General features: G+C 41.7%; 13 protein-coding genes, 2 tRNA genes and 3 rRNA genes. 13 read left to right on the top strand and 5 right to left on the bottom strand.

The features are described 5' to 3' along the window. The 10 genes from VXM68_RS01860 (at position 1) to VXM68_RS01815 (ending at position 10,609) form a co-directional block, all read left to right on the top strand. The gene (locus VXM68_RS01860) at positions 1-1,122 is read left to right on the top strand and encodes a hypothetical protein (RefSeq protein WP_293956745.1); all 1,122 of its coding nucleotides are present in this window, start codon (positions 1-3) and stop codon (positions 1,120-1,122) included. After that, positions 1,119-2,111 (top strand): NAD-dependent epimerase/dehydratase family protein, encoded by a 993-nt coding sequence (locus VXM68_RS01855; RefSeq protein ID WP_367210267.1) that lies wholly within the window; start codon positions 1,119-1,121, stop codon positions 2,109-2,111. Before VXM68_RS01860 ends, VXM68_RS01855 begins: the two co-directional genes overlap by 4 nt. Positions 2,112-2,120: 9 nt before the next feature. Next, on the top strand, positions 2,121-2,813 hold the full coding sequence (locus VXM68_RS01850) for a CDP-alcohol phosphatidyltransferase family protein (protein WP_293956743.1): 693 nt from the start codon (positions 2,121-2,123) through the stop codon (positions 2,811-2,813). A 2-nt stretch (positions 2,814-2,815) separates the two neighbouring features. Next, entirely contained in the window at positions 2,816-3,214 is a 399-nt protein-coding gene (locus tag VXM68_RS01845; protein WP_293956742.1) for a GtrA family protein, read from the top strand. Between the two features lie 1,023 nt (positions 3,215-4,237). Further along, positions 4,238-5,765, top strand: a 16S ribosomal RNA gene (locus VXM68_RS01840). A gap of 121 nt (positions 5,766-5,886) precedes the next feature. Next, positions 5,887-5,960: transfer RNA gene (locus VXM68_RS01835), tRNA-Ile, on the top strand. A gap of 11 nt (positions 5,961-5,971) precedes the next feature. Then, positions 5,972-6,045: transfer RNA gene (locus VXM68_RS01830), tRNA-Ala, on the top strand. A 228-nt stretch (positions 6,046-6,273) separates the two neighbouring features. Next, positions 6,274-9,155, top strand: a 23S ribosomal RNA gene (locus VXM68_RS01825). 127 nt (positions 9,156-9,282) lie between these two features. After that, positions 9,283-9,394: ribosomal RNA gene (gene rrf / locus VXM68_RS01820) — 5S ribosomal RNA — on the top strand. Together the 16S, 23S and 5S rRNA genes with 2 tRNA genes alongside form the textbook arrangement of a ribosomal RNA operon. A gap of 273 nt (positions 9,395-9,667) precedes the next feature. Then, the gene (locus tag VXM68_RS01815; protein WP_293954088.1) at positions 9,668-10,609 is read left to right on the top strand and encodes a TIGR01212 family radical SAM protein; all 942 of its coding nucleotides are present in this window, start codon (positions 9,668-9,670) and stop codon (positions 10,607-10,609) included. A 150-nt stretch (positions 10,610-10,759) separates the two neighbouring features. Here VXM68_RS01815 and VXM68_RS01810 read toward each other — a convergent pair whose 3' ends face one another. Together VXM68_RS01810 and VXM68_RS01805 are read right to left on the bottom strand one after the other, a co-directional pair. Beyond that, positions 10,760-11,227 (bottom strand): nucleoside triphosphate pyrophosphohydrolase family protein, encoded by a 468-nt coding sequence (locus VXM68_RS01810; RefSeq protein WP_046671593.1) that lies wholly within the window; start codon positions 11,225-11,227, stop codon positions 10,760-10,762. Between the two features lie 94 nt (positions 11,228-11,321). Beyond that, positions 11,322-12,863 carry a pseudouridine synthase gene (locus VXM68_RS01805; RefSeq protein ID WP_367210266.1) on the bottom strand — a complete coding sequence of 514 codons (1,542 nt, stop codon included), beginning with the start codon at positions 12,861-12,863 and terminating at the stop codon, positions 11,322-11,324. Between the two features lie 243 nt (positions 12,864-13,106). Between VXM68_RS01805 and VXM68_RS01800 the strand changes: the two genes are divergently transcribed. Continuing rightward, complete coding sequence (locus VXM68_RS01800) at positions 13,107-13,919, top strand: lytic transglycosylase domain-containing protein (RefSeq protein ID WP_367210265.1); 813 nt, start codon at positions 13,107-13,109, stop codon at positions 13,917-13,919. A gap of 109 nt (positions 13,920-14,028) precedes the next feature. Here the strand turns inward: VXM68_RS01800 and VXM68_RS01795 are convergent, their stop codons facing one another. Both VXM68_RS01795 and VXM68_RS01790 read right to left on the bottom strand, forming a co-directional pair. After that, positions 14,029-14,682: an outer membrane lipoprotein carrier protein LolA gene (locus VXM68_RS01795; RefSeq protein ID WP_367210264.1), complete on the bottom strand. Its 654-nt coding sequence runs from the start codon at positions 14,680-14,682 to the stop codon at positions 14,029-14,031. Between the two features lies 1 nt (position 14,683). Next, on the bottom strand, positions 14,684-17,419 hold the full coding sequence (locus tag VXM68_RS01790; RefSeq protein ID WP_367210263.1) for a DNA translocase FtsK 4TM domain-containing protein: 2,736 nt from the start codon (positions 17,417-17,419) through the stop codon (positions 14,684-14,686). A gap of 273 nt (positions 17,420-17,692) precedes the next feature. On the opposite strand from VXM68_RS01790, the gene VXM68_RS01785 reads away from it, so the two are divergent. Then, positions 17,693-18,202 (top strand): N-acetyltransferase family protein, encoded by a 510-nt coding sequence (locus VXM68_RS01785; RefSeq protein WP_367210262.1) that lies wholly within the window; start codon positions 17,693-17,695, stop codon positions 18,200-18,202. Positions 18,203-18,328: 126 nt separating this feature from the next. Here VXM68_RS01785 and tyrS read toward each other — a convergent pair whose 3' ends face one another. Further along, positions 18,329-19,612: a tyrosine--tRNA ligase gene (gene tyrS, locus VXM68_RS01780; RefSeq protein WP_293956731.1), complete on the bottom strand. Its 1,284-nt coding sequence runs from the start codon at positions 19,610-19,612 to the stop codon at positions 18,329-18,331. Between the two features lie 103 nt (positions 19,613-19,715). Between tyrS and VXM68_RS01775 the strand changes: the two genes are divergently transcribed. After that, a complete protein-coding gene (locus VXM68_RS01775; RefSeq protein ID WP_293956730.1) occupies positions 19,716-20,399 on the top strand; it encodes a hypothetical protein in 684 nt (227 codons plus the stop codon). The last annotated feature ends 54 nt before the right edge of the window (positions 20,400-20,453 follow it).

Genomic DNA, 20,453 nt, shown 5'->3' with positions numbered 1-20,453 from the left:
ATGATTCAGATTATACCCGTTGAAACGAAGAAACAAAGACGGCTGTTTATAGATTTCCCTCATAGTCTTTATGAGGGAAATCCTAATTATGTACCGGCCTTATTTCTCGAACAAAACGATTTGCTTTCCCCTGACAAGCATCCTTTTTATAAACATTCTCAAGCACAACCTTTTCTAGCTTATCGTAACGATAAAATTGTTGGCCGCATTTGTGCAATCTGGAATAATAACCATAACGCCTTTAATCACGTGAATGAGGGGCAATGGGGATTTTTCGACTGTATAGATGATCAGGAGGTCGCAAATGCATTGTTTGAAACAGCAGAAAAATGGGTGAAAGCAAAAGGTGGTGATACGATTGTGGGGCCGATTAACTTATCTACCAATGACACTGTAGGTTTATTGGTTGAAGGCTTTGATATGCCACCTGTAGCTATGATGCCGTATAATTCACCCTATTACATCGATCTAATTACCAATTCAGGCTATGGTCATAAAGTGGACTTACGCGCTTATTTGGTGATGGAGAAATCTGCTGATAAGCGTTCTGTATTGCTTTTGGATAGGCTGGAGGAGCGTCTGAAAAGATCTGGGATCACCTTGCGTCAGTTCAATGTGAAAGATTTTAAAAATGAGGCGGCAAGGGTTCGTGATATTTACAATAGAGCATGGGATAAAAATTCGGGATTTGTTCCCATGACCGAAGACGAGTTTAATTATACAGCCAAGGATCTAAAAATGATCCTGGATCCTCGGTTTGCTATCGTAGCTGAGAAAGACGGTGAACTTGTTGGTTTTGGCCTGGGCATACCGGATATTAACCAGATCCTGATTAAGGTGAAGCGGGGTCGTTTACTTCCTACGGGCATTTTTAAATTGTTATTTGGAAGGAAAAAAATAAATTTGCTTCGCGTACTCATGTTAGGGGTGCTGGAAGACTACCGTAAACTAGGTATTGAGGCGTGTTTATATGGTCGAATTATAAAAGAATCAAAAGATTCCAATATTAAAGGGGCCGAATGTTCATGGATGTTGGAGCACAATTATATGATGAACCACGCGATTGAGCAAATGAATGGAGAATTGTACAAACGTTATCGTTTGTATCAAAAATCATTATGATAGAAAAAATATTAATCACCGGAGCGAGTGGTTTTGTAGGTTATCATTTGACAAGAGCAGCGAAGGCGGCAGGGATGGAAGTTCATGCTGCGGTGAGAAAGTCAAGTGATGTTTCAGAAATTCGCTCCGTTGTAGATAGGTTTGTTTACCCAGATTTCTCTGATGAAGGATCTATCAGAACATTGTTGGAAGCTGAAAATTATTCCTATGTAGTTCATGCTGCGGCAATGACACGTGCCAAACGTGAAGAAGATCTTGAAAAGGTCAATGTTGTGTATACAAAAAGTTTGGCAGCAGCTTGTTTTTCATTAAAAAATCCCATCAAAAGATTTGTTTTTGTTAGTAGTTTGGCCGCTATTGGTCCCGTTCGCTATGATGCAATGCTGATTGATGAAGGTAATCCCTATCATCCGGTTACAGCATATGGACGTAGTAAGCAGAAAGCGGAACTTATATTGAATGACTTTAAAGATTATCCACTAACAATTTTGCGGCCTACTGCAGTATATGGTCCCCGTGAAAAGGATATCTTTATTCTTTTTAAAACCATGAACGGAGGTATGGATGCATATGTTGGCCGCTCGCCACAGAAGCTTAGCTTCATTTATGTTGCCGACTTGGTACAGGCCATTCTTCATGCCTGCCGTTTTGATCAGGGAGGAAAACAGGTGTATAACCTCAGTGACGGACAGGTATATAGCCGTTATGATATGGCGAAAATTTTTAAAGAGTTTAGCCAAAAGAGAATGTTTCGTATGCACATTCCTTTAGGGATTGTGAAAGCGATCGCCGTTATTTTTGAGCTTCTGTATAGAAAATCTAAAGCAATACCTGTATTATATCCGGAAAGGCTAAATGAACTTACAGCAGAAAACTGGGGCTGTGATATCTCTGCTGCCCAACGTCACATACAATACCAACCTAAATATGATTTGAAGAAAGGCTTAATGGAGGCATTGGCTTGGTATAAAGAAAATAAATGGCTATAATAGCAGATAATGAGTGAGTTAAAAATAAATAAAAAGCTTTTTCAGGATAGAAAGCGAACAAATATCTTAAGTGAACCCGAACAAAAGCTTATTTCGTATCTCGTTCCCCGAATCCCAAATTGGATTACTTCTGATGGACTTACAGCCATCGGATTTCTAGGTTCGTTAATGATATTGGGAAGTTTTATACTGGCCGAATACGTTGATATCCGTTATTTACTTCTAGGAATTCCTGGTTTTTTTGTGCAGTGGTTTGGTGATTCATTGGATGGACGGATCGCATTTTATCGGAATAAATCCCGTCGGTGGTACGGTTTTGCGTTGGATATTGTAATGGATTGGATCAGTACGGTTTTCATTGGACTGGGATATGTGCTTTACACTGTAGGAGATTACAAGTACCTGGGTTTTTCATTAGTGGCATTATATGGTTGGGCAATGATTATTTCTCAGCTTAGGTATAGAATTACGGATAAGTATACAATAGATGCTGGGATTTTGGGCCCCACTGAAATCCGCGTGGTTATTTCATTAGTCATGCTCTTCGAAGTCTTAATGCCTGGATCCATTAATTGGTGCGTACTTGTAATTTGTATTGCGCTATTTATAATTAATGCAAATGATACGCGCCTACTTCTCAAATTGGGCGATGAAAAAGATAAAGAGGATAAATTGATGAAACAGCAGGAGGAGAATATTTAACGATGTCTTCCAAGTTTGTTACTTTTTTAAAAGCGCAACTTTCCGCCTTTTTAGGCGGTTTGTTTGATTTTGGGGTATACTCAGCGTGCTATAAATTACTTCATATCAGTGCTCCTTTTTCTAATGCTATTAGCGGCAGCCTTGGAGCAATTGTTAATTTTCTGATCAATCGCTACTGGTCGTTTGGAAGCACACAAAAGTCTGTAGGAAGCCAACTATGGAAATTTGTGATTGTTGTTTGTGGTAGCATTGCACTGAAGTCTACAGGTATTCATTTTTTAGTTGATGTATATCATGTGAATTTCCTTTTCTCAAAACTTGTTGTAGAGTTGCTCGTTTCTTTGGGCTTCAACTATACACTTCAACGTTTTTGGGTTTTTAAAACTGATGAAAAGGACTAATTTATTTCTTTATTTCCTAATGCAGCAGTTCTAGCTGATTGTAAATTTTTTCTATTTCTATTATTTTGTCGATCGCTGATTAACCGAGGTGTGTACTTGCGATTTATATTTGATGGCTTTCTGAATGAACCTATTGTGGAAGCATTCTCGCCATGCGAGCTGGCGGTGGCTTTTTTGAGCGTATCCCGTTTCAGTGTGGATTGAATATGGAAAACAATGTAATAACTCTTTTATTCATTAGTCTAGAATTTGTTTACCTATAGCTTAGTCTTAAGTTAGGTTTAGTATGGGTTCAACCTATACTAAACCTAAACAAACCCTAACTAAACCCTAAGTAAACCCTAAACTAAGCTATAACATGGTAGCGTCTTTGATGCCTTCGATCGGCCGTCCTATATTACGCATTCGGCAGGCCATTTAGCTCGGCGCTGCCTGCTGCATGCAACCTGGGCAAGATACCGGCCATCTGCCCCTTAAATTCCGCTATGGGAGACGGCTTCCCAAAAATAATCTCCCATCCTTCCAGTGAGTTATGTCCAAAATGAAATAAATAAGAACAAAAGGCTTGGAAGTTTGTTTGTAAACTTCCTATCTTTGCACCACTCCGCAAGGGAGGGACGGTTGCTTCGAGAGAAGGAACCCTGAAAAAAAGAAGGGTTTAAGAGAAGTCTGGCAGGATTTAAAATCCCGTCCGGTGTATTTTAAACGCGGAAATCGAAAAAAGCGAAAAAAAAAACTTCAGAAAGTTTTTTGAAGTTCAAAAAAGATTTCTACCTTTGCAGTCCCAACGGAAACGGAGGGAAAAACAAAAAAGATAAAGACGGCCTGGTGCCATCGGAATATAGCGGATACGGAAGTTGAAGCGACAAAGTTCTTTAAGAAAACACAATCATGTAAGCGTGACGAGTAGACAAACGAAAGTCATGAACAAATTCAAGTAATTCGTTCAATTCGATCCAAGATCAGAGATATAAAAAAGAATTCTGATTATTTATAAATAGTTGGAATCAAAAACTTCATTTTACAATGGAGAGTTTGATCCTGGCTCAGGATGAACGCTAGCGGCAGGCCTAATACATGCAAGTCGGACGGGATCCGGTGGTAGCTTGCTACCACTGGTGAGAGTGGCGCACGGGTGCGTAACGCGTGAGCAACCTACCTCTATCAGGGGGATAGCCTCTCGAAAGAGAGATTAACACCGCATAACATCAACAGTTCGCATGTTCGGTTGATTAAATATTTATAGGATAGAGATGGGCTCGCGTGACATTAGCTAGTTGGTAGGGTAACGGCTTACCAAGGCGACGATGTCTAGGGGCTCTGAGAGGAGAATCCCCCACACTGGTACTGAGACACGGACCAGACTCCTACGGGAGGCAGCAGTAAGGAATATTGGTCAATGGGCGGAAGCCTGAACCAGCCATGCCGCGTGCAGGATGACTGCCCTATGGGTTGTAAACTGCTTTTGTCCAGGAATAAACCTAGATACGTGTATCTAGCTGAATGTACTGGAAGAATAAGGATCGGCTAACTCCGTGCCAGCAGCCGCGGTAATACGGAGGATCCGAGCGTTATCCGGATTTATTGGGTTTAAAGGGTGCGTAGGCGGCCTGTTAAGTCAGGGGTGAAATACGGTGGCTCAACCATCGCAGTGCCTTTGATACTGACGGGCTTGAATCCATTTGAAGTGGGCGGAATAAGACAAGTAGCGGTGAAATGCATAGATATGTCTTAGAACTCCGATTGCGAAGGCAGCTCACTAAGCTGGTATTGACGCTGATGCACGAAAGCGTGGGGATCGAACAGGATTAGATACCCTGGTAGTCCACGCCCTAAACGATGATAACTCGATGTTGGCGATAGACAGCCAGCGTCCCAGCGAAAGCGTTAAGTTATCCACCTGGGGAGTACGCCCGCAAGGGTGAAACTCAAAGGAATTGACGGGGGCCCGCACAAGCGGAGGAGCATGTGGTTTAATTCGATGATACGCGAGGAACCTTACCCGGGCTTGAAAGTTAGTGAAGGATGCAGAGACGCATCCGTCCTTCGGGACACGAAACTAGGTGCTGCATGGCTGTCGTCAGCTCGTGCCGTGAGGTGTTGGGTTAAGTCCCGCAACGAGCGCAACCCCTATGTTTAGTTGCCAGCATGTAGTGGTGGGGACTCTAAACAGACTGCCTGCGCAAGCAGAGAGGAAGGTGGGGACGACGTCAAGTCATCATGGCCCTTACGTCCGGGGCTACACACGTGCTACAATGGATGGTACAGCGGGCAGCTACATAGCAATATGATGCTAATCTCTAAAAGCCATTCACAGTTCGGATTGGGGTCTGCAACTCGACCCCATGAAGTTGGATTCGCTAGTAATCGCGTATCAGCAATGACGCGGTGAATACGTTCCCGGGCCTTGTACACACCGCCCGTCAAGCCATGAAAGTTGGGGGTACCTAAAGCATGTTACCGCAAGGAGCGTGTTAGGGTAAAACCGATAATTGGGGCTAAGTCGTAACAAGGTAGCCGTACCGGAAGGTGCGGCTGGAATACCTCCTTTCTAGAGTATCGCGGATCGGTACTCGTCACGTTACATATGATTGCAAGAAGAAAAACATCAGAAGAAAGTGGCCGCCCCTAAGGGAGCAGGACCGAGAGAGATAGATGAACAGGAAATAGCTAGTCCCGTAGCTCAGTTGGTTAGAGCACTACACTGATAATGTAGGGGTCAGCAGTTCAAATCTGCTCGGGACTACGAAAACGTTTGGGGAATTAGCTCAGCTGGCTAGAGCACCTGCCTTGCACGCAGGGGGTCAACGGTTCGAATCCGTTATTCTCCACATCTCCGGGGAAGTATATAGCGATATACTTCATATATACCGGAAAAAGAGTTCTTTGACATATTGAAAGAGAAAAAAAATTACAAGAGAAGACAACAGTATAGAGACAATACGTGTATGTGTTTGATGTAGAGAGGAGACCCTCGGTCAAGGCCGAACGAATCTTTACGTAGCATACGTGTATATATATCAAAAGCAGCCGCATAGTAGCAAAAGGCTATGCCGGTGAAGAAAGTAAATAAGGGCACACGGGGGATGCCTAGGCTCTCAGAGGCGAAGAAGGACGTGATAAGCTGCGATAAGCTGCGGGGATTGGCAAATGCGACGTGATCCGTAGATTTCCGAATGGGGCAACCTGGCTATTTGAAGAATAGCCGTATAAAACGCGAACGCGCTGAACTGAAACATCTAAGTAGGCGTAGGAGAAGAAAATAACAATGATTTCCCAAGTAGTGGCGAGCGAACGGGAAAGAGCCCAAACCGTTTATGTTACGGCATAGACGGGGTTGTAGGACCACGAGATTGTACAGCGCTATGAACTGGAAGCAGGTGGGAAACTGCGCGACAAGGGTGAGAGCCCCGTACAGGTAAAGAATGTTGACATAGTGGTATCCTGAGTACCGCGGGACCGGAGAAATCCTGTGGGAATCCACCAGCACCATCTGGTAAGGCTAAATACTCCTGAGAGACCGATAGTGAACCAGTACCGTGAGGGAAAGGTGAAAAGAACCCCGAACAGGGGAGTGAAAAGAACCTGAAACCGTGTGCTTACAAGCGGTTGGAGCAGACGAGTTCTGTGACAGCGTGCCTTTTGCATAATGAGCCTACGAGTTACTCTTGTCTGGCAAGGTTAAGTCCTTCAGGGACGCAGCCGAAGCGAAAGCGAGTCTTAATAGGGCGCATAGTCAGATGAGGTAGACGCGAAACCTTGTGATCTACCCTTGGGCAGGTTGAAGTTGCAGTAACATGTAATGGAGGACCGAACCGATAAACGTTGAAAAGTTTCCGGATGACCTGAGGGTAGGGGTGAAAGGCCAATCAAACTGGGAAATAGCTCGTACTCCCCGAAATGTTTTTAGGAACAGCGTCGGCGTAGAGTTTGATAGAGGTAGAGCTACCGATTGGGTGCGGGGGAGTCAAATCCTACCAAATCCAGACGAACTCCGAATGCTATCAAATATAGCCGGCAGTGAGGCTTTGGGTGCTAAGGTCCAAGGCCGAGAGGGAAAGAACCCAGACCATCAGCTAAGGTCCCCAAATCCGTTCTAAGTTGAACTAACGAGGTCCGGTTGCCCAGACAGCTAGGATGTTGGCTTGGAAGCAGCCATTCATTTAAAGAGTGCGTAACAGCTCACTAGTCGAGCGGCCGGGCGTGGATAATAAACGGGCATCAAGAACGGTACCGAAGCTATGGATTTGCACTGAAAGATGTGCATCTGGTAGGGGAGCATTCCATCGCCGGAGAAGCACAGTGGTAATGCTGTGTGGAGGTTATGGAAAAGCAAATGTAGGCATAAGTAACGATAAGGCGGGTGAGAAACCCGCCCACCGAAAGACCAAGGTTTCCTGATCAACGTTAATCGGATCAGGGTCAGTCGGGACCTAAGGCGCACCCGAAAGGGGCAAGCCGATGGACAACTGGTTAATATTCCAGTACTCTTCATAACTGCGATGTGGTGACGGAGTAGTGACACTGCCGCGAACTGACGGAATAGTTCGTTGAAAGGCGTAGGTATTGGGGTTGTAGGCAAATCCGCAACTCTAGCTGAAACCCAATAGTACAGCAAAGCTCCGGTGGCGCTGATAGAGCAGGTAAACAGACTTCCAAGAAAACCCGCTAAGCTTCAGGTTATGAAGACCCGTACCGCAAACCGACACAGGTGGTCGAGGAGAGAATCCTAAGGTGCTCGAGTGAGTCATGGCTAAGGAACTCGGCAAAATGGCCCTGTAACTTCGGGAGAAGGGGCGCTGTCTCGAAAGAGCAGCCGCAGTGAAAAGGCCCAGGCGACTGTTTAACAAAAACATATGGCTTTGCAAAATCGCAAGATGAAGTATAAGGCCTGACACCTGCCCGGTGCTGGAAGGTTAAGAGGGGATGTCATCGCAAGAGAAGCATTGAATCGAAGCCCCAGTAAACGGCGGCCGTAACTATAACGGTCCTAAGGTAGCGAAATTCCTTGTCGGGTAAGTTCCGACCTGCACGAATGGTGTAACGATCTGGGCGCTGTCTCAGCCATGAGCTCGGTGAAATTGTGGTATCGGTGAAGACGCCGATTACCCGCAACGGGACGGAAAGACCCCATGCACCTTCACTATAGCTTAACATTGAGATTGGGTACAGGATGTGTAGGATAGGCGGGAGATGTTGAAGTGGCTTCGCCAGGAGTCATGGAATCAACCTTGAAATACCGCCCTTTCTGTATCCGGTTTCTAACTCGGCAATGCCGAGGACATTGTTTGGTGGGTAGTTTGACTGGGGTGGTCGCCTCCAAAAAGGTAACGGAGGCTTTCAAAGGTAAGCTCAGTACGCTTGGTAACCGTACGCGGAGTGCAATGGCATAAGCTTGCTTGACTGTGAGACCGACAAGTCGAACAGGGTCGAAAGACGGACATAGTGATCCGGTGGTTCTGTATGGAAGGGCCATCGCTCAAAGGATAAAAGGTACGCTGGGGATAACAGGCTGATCTCCCCCAAGAGCTCATATCGACGGGGAGGTTTGGCACCTCGATGTCGGCTCGTCACATCCTGGGGCTGGAGAAGGTCCCAAGGGTTGGGCTGTTCGCCCATTAAAGTGGCACGCGAGCTGGGTTCAGAACGTCGCGAGACAGTTCGGTCCCTATCTGTTGTGGGCGTTGGAAGTTTGAGTGGATCTGACCTTAGTACGAGAGGACCGGGTTGGACAGACCTCTGGTGAACCTGTTATGCCGCCAGGTGTACGGCAGGGTAGCTACGTCTGGAATAGATAAGCGCTGAAAGCATCTAAGTGCGAAACTAGCCACGAGATGAGACTTCCTTATAGGGTCGTAGAAGATGACTACGTTGATAGGCCATAGGTGTAAAGGTTGAGAGACCAAAGCCAAGTGGTACTAATAGCCCGAAGCTTTCTCAAGCAGACAGACACTGTTGTCTTCCTCTTTAATTTTTGAAACGTACAGAAACGTAACTCTTTCAGTATATATGTCAATTGGCATGGATATGCTCATAACTGATCATACCATAGCAGCCAATAAAGATTTTTAGGTGCCTATATCGGCGGTGTCTACCTCTTCCCATTCCGAACAGAGCAGTCAAGCCCGCCAGAGCCGATGGTATTGCCGTAACAGGTGGGAGAGTAGGTCGGTGCCTTTTTTTACACGGAAGCCCTTGCTGGAAACAGTCAAGGGCTTCTTTCGTTTGGATAGGGCCTGGCCTGTTGTAGTATCCGTTTTATTCTGGACGTGTCCGATTTAAACGCAGCAGATGGTTGAATGGGCTGTATTACGGGACGTTAGAATGGATAGGTTAAGAATAGTTCATATAAGTTATCTTGTGAAGGTTTTCGGGATGGGCGGAAAAGTTTAACATTCGATCCTAAGAAAGTAATGGTAACTTATGATTTTAATTGAGTAACTTTGCATGGCAATGGGTACATTATTGGATAACGGAGTTAAACCGTATAATCATTACGGGGCTTATTTAAAGCAAAAATATAACGGACAACGAGTGTTTAAAGTGATTGTGGATGGTAATTTTACCTGTCCCAATCGCGATGGCAGTAAGGGCTACGGCGGTTGTACGTACTGTAATGTTGATTCTTTTACGCCGGATACAGCGCGCAAAATTCCATCGATACGGGAACAGGTGGAATCGGGGATCGAAAGAGCGCGCAATAGCTATGGTGCGGAAAAGTTTATTATCTATTTCCAGCCAAACACGAATACGTATGCGCCGACTCATTTACTAAAAATGATGTATGATGAGGCCCTAAGCATTGATCCTGAAAATACCTTAGGTCTTTCTGTGGGAACACGTCCTGATTGTTTGGATTTTGAAAAGATTGCGTTATTGGAGTCTTATACGGATCGTTATGATGTAGATTTGGAAATGGGAATGGAATCTATCTACAACGATACACTGGAGAAAATTAATAGAGGCTGTTCGCACGATGAGTTTATTCAGGCAATGGATATGTTAAAGGATACACCGCTAGAGATTTGTGTACATACAATCTTTGGTTTTCCATGGGAATCGGAAGAGATGATGTTAAAGTATGCAGACGAGATTAACCGGTTTCCACAGATTAAATTTGTAAAATTGCACCACTTACATATTGTAGAAGGCTCTATTATGGGGGTAAAGTATAAAAGGGAACCTTTTGAACTTTTCTCGATAGAAGGGTATACTGATTTCTTAGCCAAATTGATTCCAAGATTACGGCCTGATCTGATTATTCAACGTATTTTCGGGATTGCAGACAAAGAGTTGTTGATAGCACCAAATTGGGGCTTTCCGAAGTCACATATACAAACTGCGATAGATAAAGGCTTGGAGGCACGTCAGGTTGTGCAGGGAAGTCTCTTTTAGCGTTTATATTCTTTCTTTTATAGTTTTTAAAACGTGCATTGAACCGATGGTTTGAACGTAAAATAAGATAAATAAGTAAGGCTTCTCTAGGGAAGCCTTACTTATTTATCTTATAAACCAAAAAGTGAAAAGCTATTTTCCTTTTTTCATTTAGCCCTCAACAATCGTTTTTAGATCTGCTGGAGAGTAATTGATGGATTTTAAAGTTTTGTTGTCAGCAGTTCTGAATACTAAAAATTTGCCATCAACTTCTTTGTAATATGATTCTACTCCTTTCAATTTATAGTGTTCTTGGGTAGCAATTGCTTCCGCTTCGTCTTTACATGCTTTACTCATGTTAGAACGTTGAACCTCATCAAAAAGAGCAGAGAATTTATCTTTTAAGCCAAATTCCAATACTGCGCCGGCAAGTACATATTGGATATCACATAGTGCGTCTGCAATCTCTACCAAATCTTTATCCTGGATGGCTTCTTCTAATTCTTTTAATTCTTCAGCAATCAACGATACCCTTAAAGCGCAGCGTTGTTCAGATGGAATGGTAGGCGTGTCAAGGATGGGATGTTGGAATGTTTTATGGAATTCCGCAACGGAAGAGAGTGTTTTCGGATCAGTCATATTATTAGTCTTTTTGTTTTAAAGAGCAAATATAAAAAAATAAGGACGGTTAACTGAATGACCGTCCTTTATTTTTATTTATATTCTTGAGCGATTAAAGTAGGTGCTTTAATTGCACGATTTCTCGTTCTTCTAGGTATCTCCAACGGCCACGAGGTAAGTCTTTTTTAGTCAGATTGGCATATACCACACGATCTAATTTAACTACTTCATATCCTAAAGATTCAAAAATACGGCGTACGATACGATTTTTTCCTGAGTGAATCTGGATGCCGACTTCGCGTTTTGATCCACCTTGAACATAGCTCAAATCGTCTGGTTTGATCACACCGTCTTCTAATTCGATACCAAAGTTAATTTTGTTAAAATCGCCCTGTGTAAGGCTTTTGTTTAGTTCGACATTATAGATTTTGCTGATGCTGTTACGCGGGTGCGAAAGCTTTTCGGCAAGGCTTCCATCATTTGTCATTAAAAGCAGTCCTGTCGTATTTCTATCAAGGCGACCAACAGGATAGATTCTTTCTTTGGTTGCTTTAGAAACAAGTTCCATCACCGTATGACGCTCTTGGGGATCGTCTGTAGTTGTGATATAATCTTTTGGTTTGTTTAACAAAACATAAACATTTTTCTCACGTTTCAAGCGTTCGTTGTTGTAGCGGATTTCATCTGTTGCCGGGTCTACTTTAGTACCCAATTCGGTAACAGGTTCTCCATTTACCCAAATGACACCAGCCGAGATAAGTTCATCTGCTTTACGTCTTGAACAAATACCAGCATTGGCGATGTAACGATTCAAACGAACTAAGCCGTCATCCTCTGACTCCGCAGTCTTCTTCTTTGGACGTTTAATATATTGTTTTTCACCAAAGTTATTGTTTTCATCGAAATTTCGACTTCTCTCTCCGTCAAATTTTCTGTTTGAAGACCTTGGACCGTCATTTCTGTCGTTACGTTTGAAGTTATCTCTTTTGTCAAAAGAACGTTCTGATCTGTCGAATGATCTTGGACCGTCATTTCTGTCGTTACGTTTGAAGTTATCTCTTTTGTCAAAAGAACGTTCTGATCTGTCGAATGATCTTGGACCGTCATTTCTGTCGTTACGTTTGAAGTTATCTTTTTTGTCGAAAGAACGTTCTGATCTGTCGAATGATCTTGGACCGTCATTTCTGTCGTTACGTTTGAAGTTATCTTTTTTGTCGAAAGAACGTTCTGATCTGTCGAATGACCTTGGACCGTCATTTCTGTCGTTACGTTTGAAGTTATCTTTTTTGTCGAAAGAACGTTCTGATCTGTTGAATTTATTGAAGGAATCTTTTTTATCAAAAGATGTTGAAGAATTATTTTTATCAAATGGACGCGATCCTCTACCAAATGATTTTTCTGAATTATCTTTTGAACGGGAGGAATTATTATCTTTTTGGAATGATGGTCTGTCTGAGAATTTTTTAGATCCGAATGATCTATTTTCACGATTATCATCTTTTCTGAAAGATCCTCTTTCAGAAGAGTCGTTTGACCCGTATGATTTTTTTCCGAAACTATTGTTCTTGTCGCCTCTAGATTTGAAGCTGTCTGAGTTGCCTCGTGACTTTCTGGAGTTGTCATCACGACTGTTCCTTTTATTGCTGAATGGCATTGTGTTTTACTAAAAATGTGAACTGCAAAGTTAGGTATAATTTTGGGTTTTGCGAAAAAATCCTTATCTTTTTGTCTTTTCCTGAATTTACTTCATTTTTAGGCTAAAAAAGCCGCCTTAAAGGGAGTAGGAGGTAACTATTTGTTTTTTAAATAAATAGTGTTTACCTTTGTACCCTTGAATTTGAACCAAGCTATTTTTTGATCGATTAGACTCGTGGATAGGATAGCATTAAGGGAGTAAATGATAAGAAAGAAAGTTTTATGTAGTAGCGTAATTTTGTTTGCTTTATTGCTGTCGAAATTATACTCAACCCCACACAACAACGCTTCGAACGAAGGTAAGATAGCCCATTCGAAGCTCATCTTAATTCCAGCTCATTCTGGAAAAGATGACGAGAAGAAAGAAAAAGTCAATTCGTTGGAATCTTATATGAATTCCTTGACATTTGCCGAAGATTCCTTACCTATGGATCGTCCGCTTGTGGAAAGTAAATTGCGCAAATTTTTCAATCGATTCTCGTTTAAAAAGACAGGATCTTACGATATGCATAGAAAGGCAGAGACCTATTTGCCAATGATCGCTAAGATCCTTAAATCACATGGTATTCCGGAGGACTTTAAGTACATTCCATTGGTGGAAAGCGGACTTAGTAAGGCTGTAGTCTCCTCTAAGGGGGCAGGTGGTTATTGGCAATTTATGCCCGCAACAGCCCGTTTGTATGGATTGCGAGTCAATGGTAAAGTCGATGACCGGAAAGATCTTATTAAATCAACGCATGCTGCTGCCAAGTACCTTAAATATCTGTATGCCCAATTTGGAAACTGGACTTTGGTGGCTGCTGCATACAATGTCGGTGATGGTAGTCTAAAGGGCTCCATCAGGAGGCAAAAAAAGGATGACTATTTCGCGTTGAAGTTGAATAATGAAACGGGTTCGTATGTATACAAGCTTGTTTCAATGAAGGAAATTATTGAACATCCGCAGAAGCATGGCTATTCGCGTTATGCGAATAAAGAATTGGAAACCTTAGATCAGGAACCGAATATGCTGTAAAATCAGCTGAATTACAATAATGGCTACAGTGCAATAGAAAAGGCTTTCAAAATCTGAAAGCCTTTTCTATTGCACCGTGTTTTTTAAGTCGTATATGATCGAAGCATTTTTATCTTAAATCGACTATATCGAATCCTTTGTAGTCATTCTTGTTAAATACGAATAGATTATCTGAAAGTGCCTTATTGCCCTGTTGTGATGCTAATGTATAGGTATAGCGGTTTCCACTTTTATCAAATATAGTGGTATCGTAGATCAAATTTGTTGCTTTATTGATGCGCAGCTTTATCTTTGAATAGTTTTTTTTGCTATCCACTGGAGTTAAATTCACGACATTCAATGTAAGTCCATTGACCTTTTCGGCATTGGTCAATGTATACTTAAAACCAGTCGTATAGAAGCTAAAGATGTTTGTTGCGTTGATCTCATTGGTCGAATTGCTGGCGTCTGAAATTTCAACTTCTTTTTCAGCTTTCATGATATTCCACTGTGTTTTGGCGTCTGATATCAATACTTGATTTTTGGTGTTCACCTGATATTTGTTGTTAGCCTTGTCCAGGTATAGGGTTCCAGCATCTGTATGTGATCCTCCGTTCGCTTGTTTAATAAGCAATGAGAAGTTGGCCTGTATTGTTTTGTATGTATTGTACTTTTGGCTCACTTTTGTCAATAGCGCCTTAGCAGCCGCATCATTTTGTGCATAACTGTTTTGACTGTATATTATTAATAGCAGCCCTACAATAAACCATAATTGCTTTTTCATTTTAGTTGTCCTTTTTTAACGTCTCCAAAAATTGTTCTAATGAATACTCATCTGGATAGAGCACTTCGCGTGCTTTACTACCTTCAAATGGACCTACAATTCCTGCAGCTTCCAATTGATCGATGATTCGTCCTGCTCTGTTATAACCCAATTTTAATTTACGTTGGATTAATGAAGTTGAGCCTTGCTGATGCATGACAATCAATCGGGCAGCCTCTTCGAACAATTGATCGCGGTCTTTGGGGTCGAAATCTGTACTACCAGAACCATCACCGTTTTCATCTACGTATTCTGGAAGCATAAATGCCGAAGGATAGCCTCGTTGTGCACCGATGTAGTCGGAAATCTGTTCAACTTCAGGTGTATCGACAAATGCACATTGAATACGTATCAGATCACTTCCCGTAGCCAGCAGCATATCACCTCGACCGATCAACTGATCAGCCCCGCCTGTATCTAGAATAGTCCGTGAATCGACTTTTGATAAAACACGGAATGCAAGACGAGCAGGGAAGTTGGCCTTAATTGTACCGGTAATGATATTAACAGATGGCCGCTGGGTTGCTATGACTAGGTGAATGCCCACTGCACGGGCTAATTGGGCCAAGCGCGCAATTGGTGTTTCTACCTCTTTTCCTGCTGTCATCATCAAGTCGGCAAACTCATCAACAATAAGAACGATATAAGGTAAGAATCGATGACCCTCTTCAGGGTTTAATCGGCGATTGATAAATTTTGAATTATATTCCTTTAAATTACGTACCTGAGCATTTTTTAACAAATCATAACGCTGATCCATCTCTATACACAAGCTATTTAGTGTGTTAATTACTTTTTTAGTATCGGTAATGATGGCGTCTCCGTCATCAGGTAATTTCGCAAGGAAGTGCCGTTCAACTTTTTTGAATAAAGAGAGTTCCACTTTTTTAGGGTCAACGAGTACGAATTTGAGCTCAGCCGGATGTTTTTTGTACAGCAAAGAGGTCAGAATGGCATTAATACCGACTGATTTACCTTGGCCGGTAGCACCTGCAACCAAGAGGTGGGGCATTTTCGCTAAATCTGCAATATACACTTCATTGGAGATTGTTTTACCTAACGCAATAGGCAGATCCATTTCTGTTTTTTGAAACTTCTCTGTAGCGAGTACCGATCGCATGGATACCATCTCCGGATTGGAGTTTGGTACTTCAATACCGATAGTTCCTTTTCCGGGCATAGGCGCAATAATACGGATGCCTAAAGCAGCAAGACTTAAAGCAATGTCATCTTCTAGATTCTTGATTTTTGAAATCCTTACCCCTGGTTTTGGTATAATTTCATACAAAGTTACCGTTGGCCCGATGGTTGCTTTAATGCTTTCGATCTCAATGCTATAGTTTCTCAGGGTATCAACAATCTTGTTTTTGTTTGCTTCGAGTTCGTGTTGATTGATTGTTATTTTACCCCCACCATAGTCTCTCAATAAATCCAAAGTTGGGTGTTGATAACCCGAAAGATCCAATTTTGGATCATATTGTCCGAATTGCGCCACAAGGTCGCTGGCGGTAATTTCTTTTTCTTCTTTGATATCTTCGACAACCAGACCTGGCACTGCTTCGATTTCGAGTGATGTTTCAGATTCTTTTTGGGACGGAGTCGCTACAGCTGGCGGTTGGTATTCACGTATTAGCGGTACCTCCGCGTCTTCTAATTCTTCATTCGGCTGGTCAATTGTAAAACTGATAGATGGTGTATGCTCTGTTCGATCCATAGGACTATCATCAAATGATAGTACCACTTTATCTTTTGGATCAATCTGTACATCAGGTATTGGTTGATGGGTAAATGCAGGGCGTTGACGCTCTTCTTGTACTTCCTTTTCGCGGGCAGATTGAAAACGCTCGTTGATGGATGTCGGCCGTTGGATGGATTCCCGTACAGATTGGATGGAATCATCTTCGATATGAATTTTGTTCCTTAGGTTTTGTGTAGCGTATTCATCTTCGTCCTCCTGATCTATATCTCCCGAAAACGAACTGGATTTTCTGTTGCTGAAAAGAACAAATTTGAAATCTAGGTTGTATAATAAGATTAATGTGGTGAGGTATGCAAAAGCTAATATACAGCCAACGCCGACAATGCCAACTTGTGCTTCCAATAATTTATTGGTCCAAAAGCCAAATTTACCCTCGAGCATATGCGGAGTGTCGGCCATAAATCCATGTAAGAAGCCCAGTGTTACGGAAATAAAAACGATGGCAATAAAGGAATAGACCACAGTACGGTACAATGGTAGCAAAGATTTTTTAAACAACAAGCGATAACCTAAAATAAAGATTACTGGGATAAAAAGAAACGATGCGACGCCAAACCATTCGTACATGAACTGGTTGGCAAGCAATGCCCCAAATTTCCCTAATTTATTATCGACAACAGGTAGATCCACCGCTTCGTCATTAATCTCTTCTACAGACCGGAATAATGTAGACCAGCCGCCATTGGTTTTAGCGATATAACTTTGATCGTCTTCCCAGGTAAATAGATACGAAACGAAAGCTGTGGCAAAAGCCAATGAAAGCAAGATCAATAAAATTCCTAATATCTTGACCGCTTTTTGCTGTGCATCAGAATAATCTGTTGGCACAGTGTTTTTTAGACTTTTTTCTTTTTTTAATGTTGTCGATTCCTTTTGAGAGGCACGTTTGCCGGAAACTGAATTTCCTGTCTGCCTAAATGTATTTCCTTTGTTTGACATTGAAAAGCTCACAATTATACTGCTTACAAACTTAGTTATTTTGATAGTATTTAAGGATTCCTATGATCTATTATTTTAAGTTTGTCGTTTTTTATGCATGAATAAATTTAGATGTCGCTAAAAAGCGTGATAGGTATAAGGACTAGCAAATACTATGCCCTGCAAATGGGTCGGATAAAAGAATGGTGAATAGCTGTAGTGGATTGTCGTACTTTCGATATTCTTGGAGTTGCAGTAAAATATGTAGTTTTACGAAAAAATACAAGAGATAGCATGAACACGTTTGAGATACGTAAAGCGACATTAGCTGATAAAGGACGAATTTGGGAGATCATACAGCAGGCGATTGCCTTAAGGAAGGAACAAGGCAGCAGGCAATGGCAAGATGGATATCCGAATGAGGATGTCGTACAATCAGATATTGATAAAGGATATGGCCATGTCGTTGAAGTAGCGCATAGGATTGTAGGTTATGTTGCAATAATTTTTGATGTGGAGCCTGCTTATGATGATATCGAAGGGGAATGGTTGAGCAATGGTCCCTATGTCGGTATACACAGACTTGCCTCGGCGCAGGATCCCCATATAAAGGGGCTGGGAACGGCTATTATGCTGGGGGTTGAGGAGATTGCAATTGATCATTCGGTTTATAGTATCAAGGTAGATACTAATTTTGATAATGGCGGTATGTTGCACGTGTTTCAAAAATTGGGATACCAATATTGTGGTGAGGTGCATTTTAGAGGTGCGTCACGTAAAGCTTTTGAAAAACTATTAAAATAAAATAACCAGACCTATTTTTTTAACGGAATAAAAATGGCTTTGGATTGCGTAAAAAAGTCCCTTTTGATTTTTTCAAAAGGGACTTTTTTATGTTTATGGATTATTAAACCAGGATATTGCTGATCACTAATCTGCGATAATCAGGTAATAATTCTTTTTACCGCGTTGTGCAACAATATATTTATTGTTTAGCAGGTGATTGATGGTAATGGAGGCTTCAATATCCGTAGCTTTTTCTCTATTGATAGAAACTCCCCCGCCTTGCAGCATTTTTCGGGCTTCGCCTTTTGAAGGGAATACTTGAGTCTGAACAGCCAGTAAATCAAGAATATTGATGCCTGTAGCGAGATCTGTACGAGCGATCTGGAATTGCGGAATACCTTCAAATACTTCCAGAACAGCCTCATGATCTAAATTGTCCAAGAATTCCAACGAACCATTTCCAAAAAGAAATTCAGAAGTTTTGATCGCTGTTTCATAAGCTTCTTCCGAGTGTGTGCGAATGGTGATATCTTTTGCCAATGCTTTTTGAACTAAACGTAAATGAGGGGCAGCATCATGGTCTGCAATAATAGCCTCTATTTCGTTTTGAGGTTTTAGCGTAAAGATTTTGATCCAGTTTTTAGCATCATCATCGGATGTATTCAACCAAAATTGGTAATATTTATACGGAGAAGTTTTCTTTGGATCTAGCCATACTGCCCCAGATTCTGTCTTTCCAAATTTTTGGCCATCCGCTTTTTTGATCAATTGTGTGGTGATGGCATAGGCTGTTCCTTGATCCTGACGACGAATCATTTCACTTCCTGTTACGATATTACCCCATTGATCGGACCCACCCATCTGAATTTTGCAGTTGTGGTGCTTCCATAGGTAATAGAAGTCATATCCCTGAATCAATTGATAGGTAAATTCTGTAAATGAAAGACCATTGTCGCCTTCTAAACGTTTTTTTACAGAATCTTTTGCCATCATATAGTTAACGGTAATCATTTTACCAATATCACGTATAAAGTCCAAAAATTTAAAATCTTTAAACCAATCGTAATTATTAACCATTTGGGCATCATTTTCACCTTCTCCAAATTCGAGAAATTTGCCTAACTGTTTTTTCAGACAAGCTACATTATGCTGTAGGGTAGCTTCGTCCAACAAGTTACGCTCTGCAGATTTGAAAGAAGGGTCTCCAATCATCCCCGTTGCGCCTCCAACCAAAGCCACCGGCTTATGGCCCGCATTTTGGAAGTGGATCAATGTCATGATTTGAGTTAAGTGTCCTACGTGTAGAGAGTCTCCTGTGGGGTCAAAACCGATATAACCAGCGACTTTCTCCTTATTTAGTAAGTCTTCAGTTCCCGGCATAATGTCTTGTAACATGCCTCTCCAACGTAATTCTTCTACAAAGCTCATTGTTAAATGGATTTAATTTTTTAATTTACAAGATGCAAAGATAGGAGATTAAGCGTATATTGAGCGAATAAATCCGTATAAAACCACACGCTAATAAGCTGGTATGAATTTTTTATCACATTTTTATTTTGAGCGGTTTGCCACTAACCCCGAACGTATTGTAGGTGGATTGTTACCCGATCTATTAAAGAATGCTGATAAATCTTTTATGCTAAAGCCTCGTCAGTATGAAGATGAGCTTTTGAATAACCCTTTATTGGAGCAAATGTATATCGGTTGGAACCGTCATATTGAAGTGGATCGACTTTTTCATAATTCAAACTATTTTTTTCATCATACCCATCAGCTCAAATTACAAATTCAGCCTAGTTTGGTGGGAATGCCTATCCGGCCTTCCTTTATGGCACATATTGGCCTAGAGCTTTTGTTGGATCATATACTCACACAAAAGAGCGCTGTTTCCATCGATAAATTCTACGCCGCGCTAATACATGTCAACCAAGATGCCCTGCGAAAGTTTTTGGCAATAAATCAACTTCATGACATTCCGAAGTTTGAAAAATTCTATCATCAGTTTATAGACTGGAAGTATATTTACGACTATGCGAAAATGGAAAAAATTGCAGGTGCGCTTTTCAACATTTGTAAGCGATTGTGGCATTTTGATGTTTCAGCCGAGCAAAGACATCTTTTGACAGAACAGCTAATTTCCTATTTGCATACACGGTTGGCCGATTATCAGGAAATTTACCAGTATATTCAATATGAGCTGATGGACTTTAGTTAGCCTATCAAAAAATACCAATAGTATAAGACCTTGAAAATATTTATTTTCGCATAA

It is taken from the genome of Sphingobacterium sp. R2, assembly GCF_040760075.1.
In the GTDB taxonomy this organism is placed as follows: domain Bacteria; phylum Bacteroidota; class Bacteroidia; order Sphingobacteriales; family Sphingobacteriaceae; genus Sphingobacterium.
Note: the sequence above shows the minus strand (reverse complement) of the source record. Positions and strands in the feature narration are given on the sequence as shown.

Bases quoted from the DNA above. Each gene is read 5' to 3' on its own strand.
- VXM68_RS01785 (WP_367210262.1), top strand. From the start codon at position 17,693: ATGAACACGTTTGAGATACGTAAAGCGACATTAGCTGATAAAGGACGA.
- VXM68_RS01805 (WP_367210266.1), bottom strand. From the start codon at position 12,863: ATGCCATTCAGCAATAAAAGGAACAGTCGTGATGACAACTCCAGAAAG.
- tyrS (WP_293956731.1), bottom strand. From the start codon at position 19,612: ATGAGCTTTGTAGAAGAATTACGTTGGAGAGGCATGTTACAAGACATT.
- VXM68_RS01775 (WP_293956730.1), top strand. From the start codon at position 19,716: ATGAATTTTTTATCACATTTTTATTTTGAGCGGTTTGCCACTAACCCC.
- VXM68_RS01815 (WP_293954088.1), top strand. From the start codon at position 9,668: ATGGGTACATTATTGGATAACGGAGTTAAACCGTATAATCATTACGGG.
- VXM68_RS01800 (WP_367210265.1), top strand. From the start codon at position 13,107: ATGATAAGAAAGAAAGTTTTATGTAGTAGCGTAATTTTGTTTGCTTTA.
- VXM68_RS01860 (WP_293956745.1), top strand. From the start codon at position 1: ATGATTCAGATTATACCCGTTGAAACGAAGAAACAAAGACGGCTGTTT.
- VXM68_RS01810 (WP_046671593.1), bottom strand. From the start codon at position 11,227: ATGACTGATCCGAAAACACTCTCTTCCGTTGCGGAATTCCATAAAACA.
- VXM68_RS01795 (WP_367210264.1), bottom strand. From the start codon at position 14,682: ATGAAAAAGCAATTATGGTTTATTGTAGGGCTGCTATTAATAATATAC.
- VXM68_RS01790 (WP_367210263.1), bottom strand. From the start codon at position 17,419: ATGTCAAACAAAGGAAATACATTTAGGCAGACAGGAAATTCAGTTTCC.
- VXM68_RS01850 (WP_293956743.1), top strand. From the start codon at position 2,121: ATGAGTGAGTTAAAAATAAATAAAAAGCTTTTTCAGGATAGAAAGCGA.
- VXM68_RS01845 (WP_293956742.1), top strand. From the start codon at position 2,816: ATGTCTTCCAAGTTTGTTACTTTTTTAAAAGCGCAACTTTCCGCCTTT.
- VXM68_RS01855 (WP_367210267.1), top strand. From the start codon at position 1,119: ATGATAGAAAAAATATTAATCACCGGAGCGAGTGGTTTTGTAGGTTAT.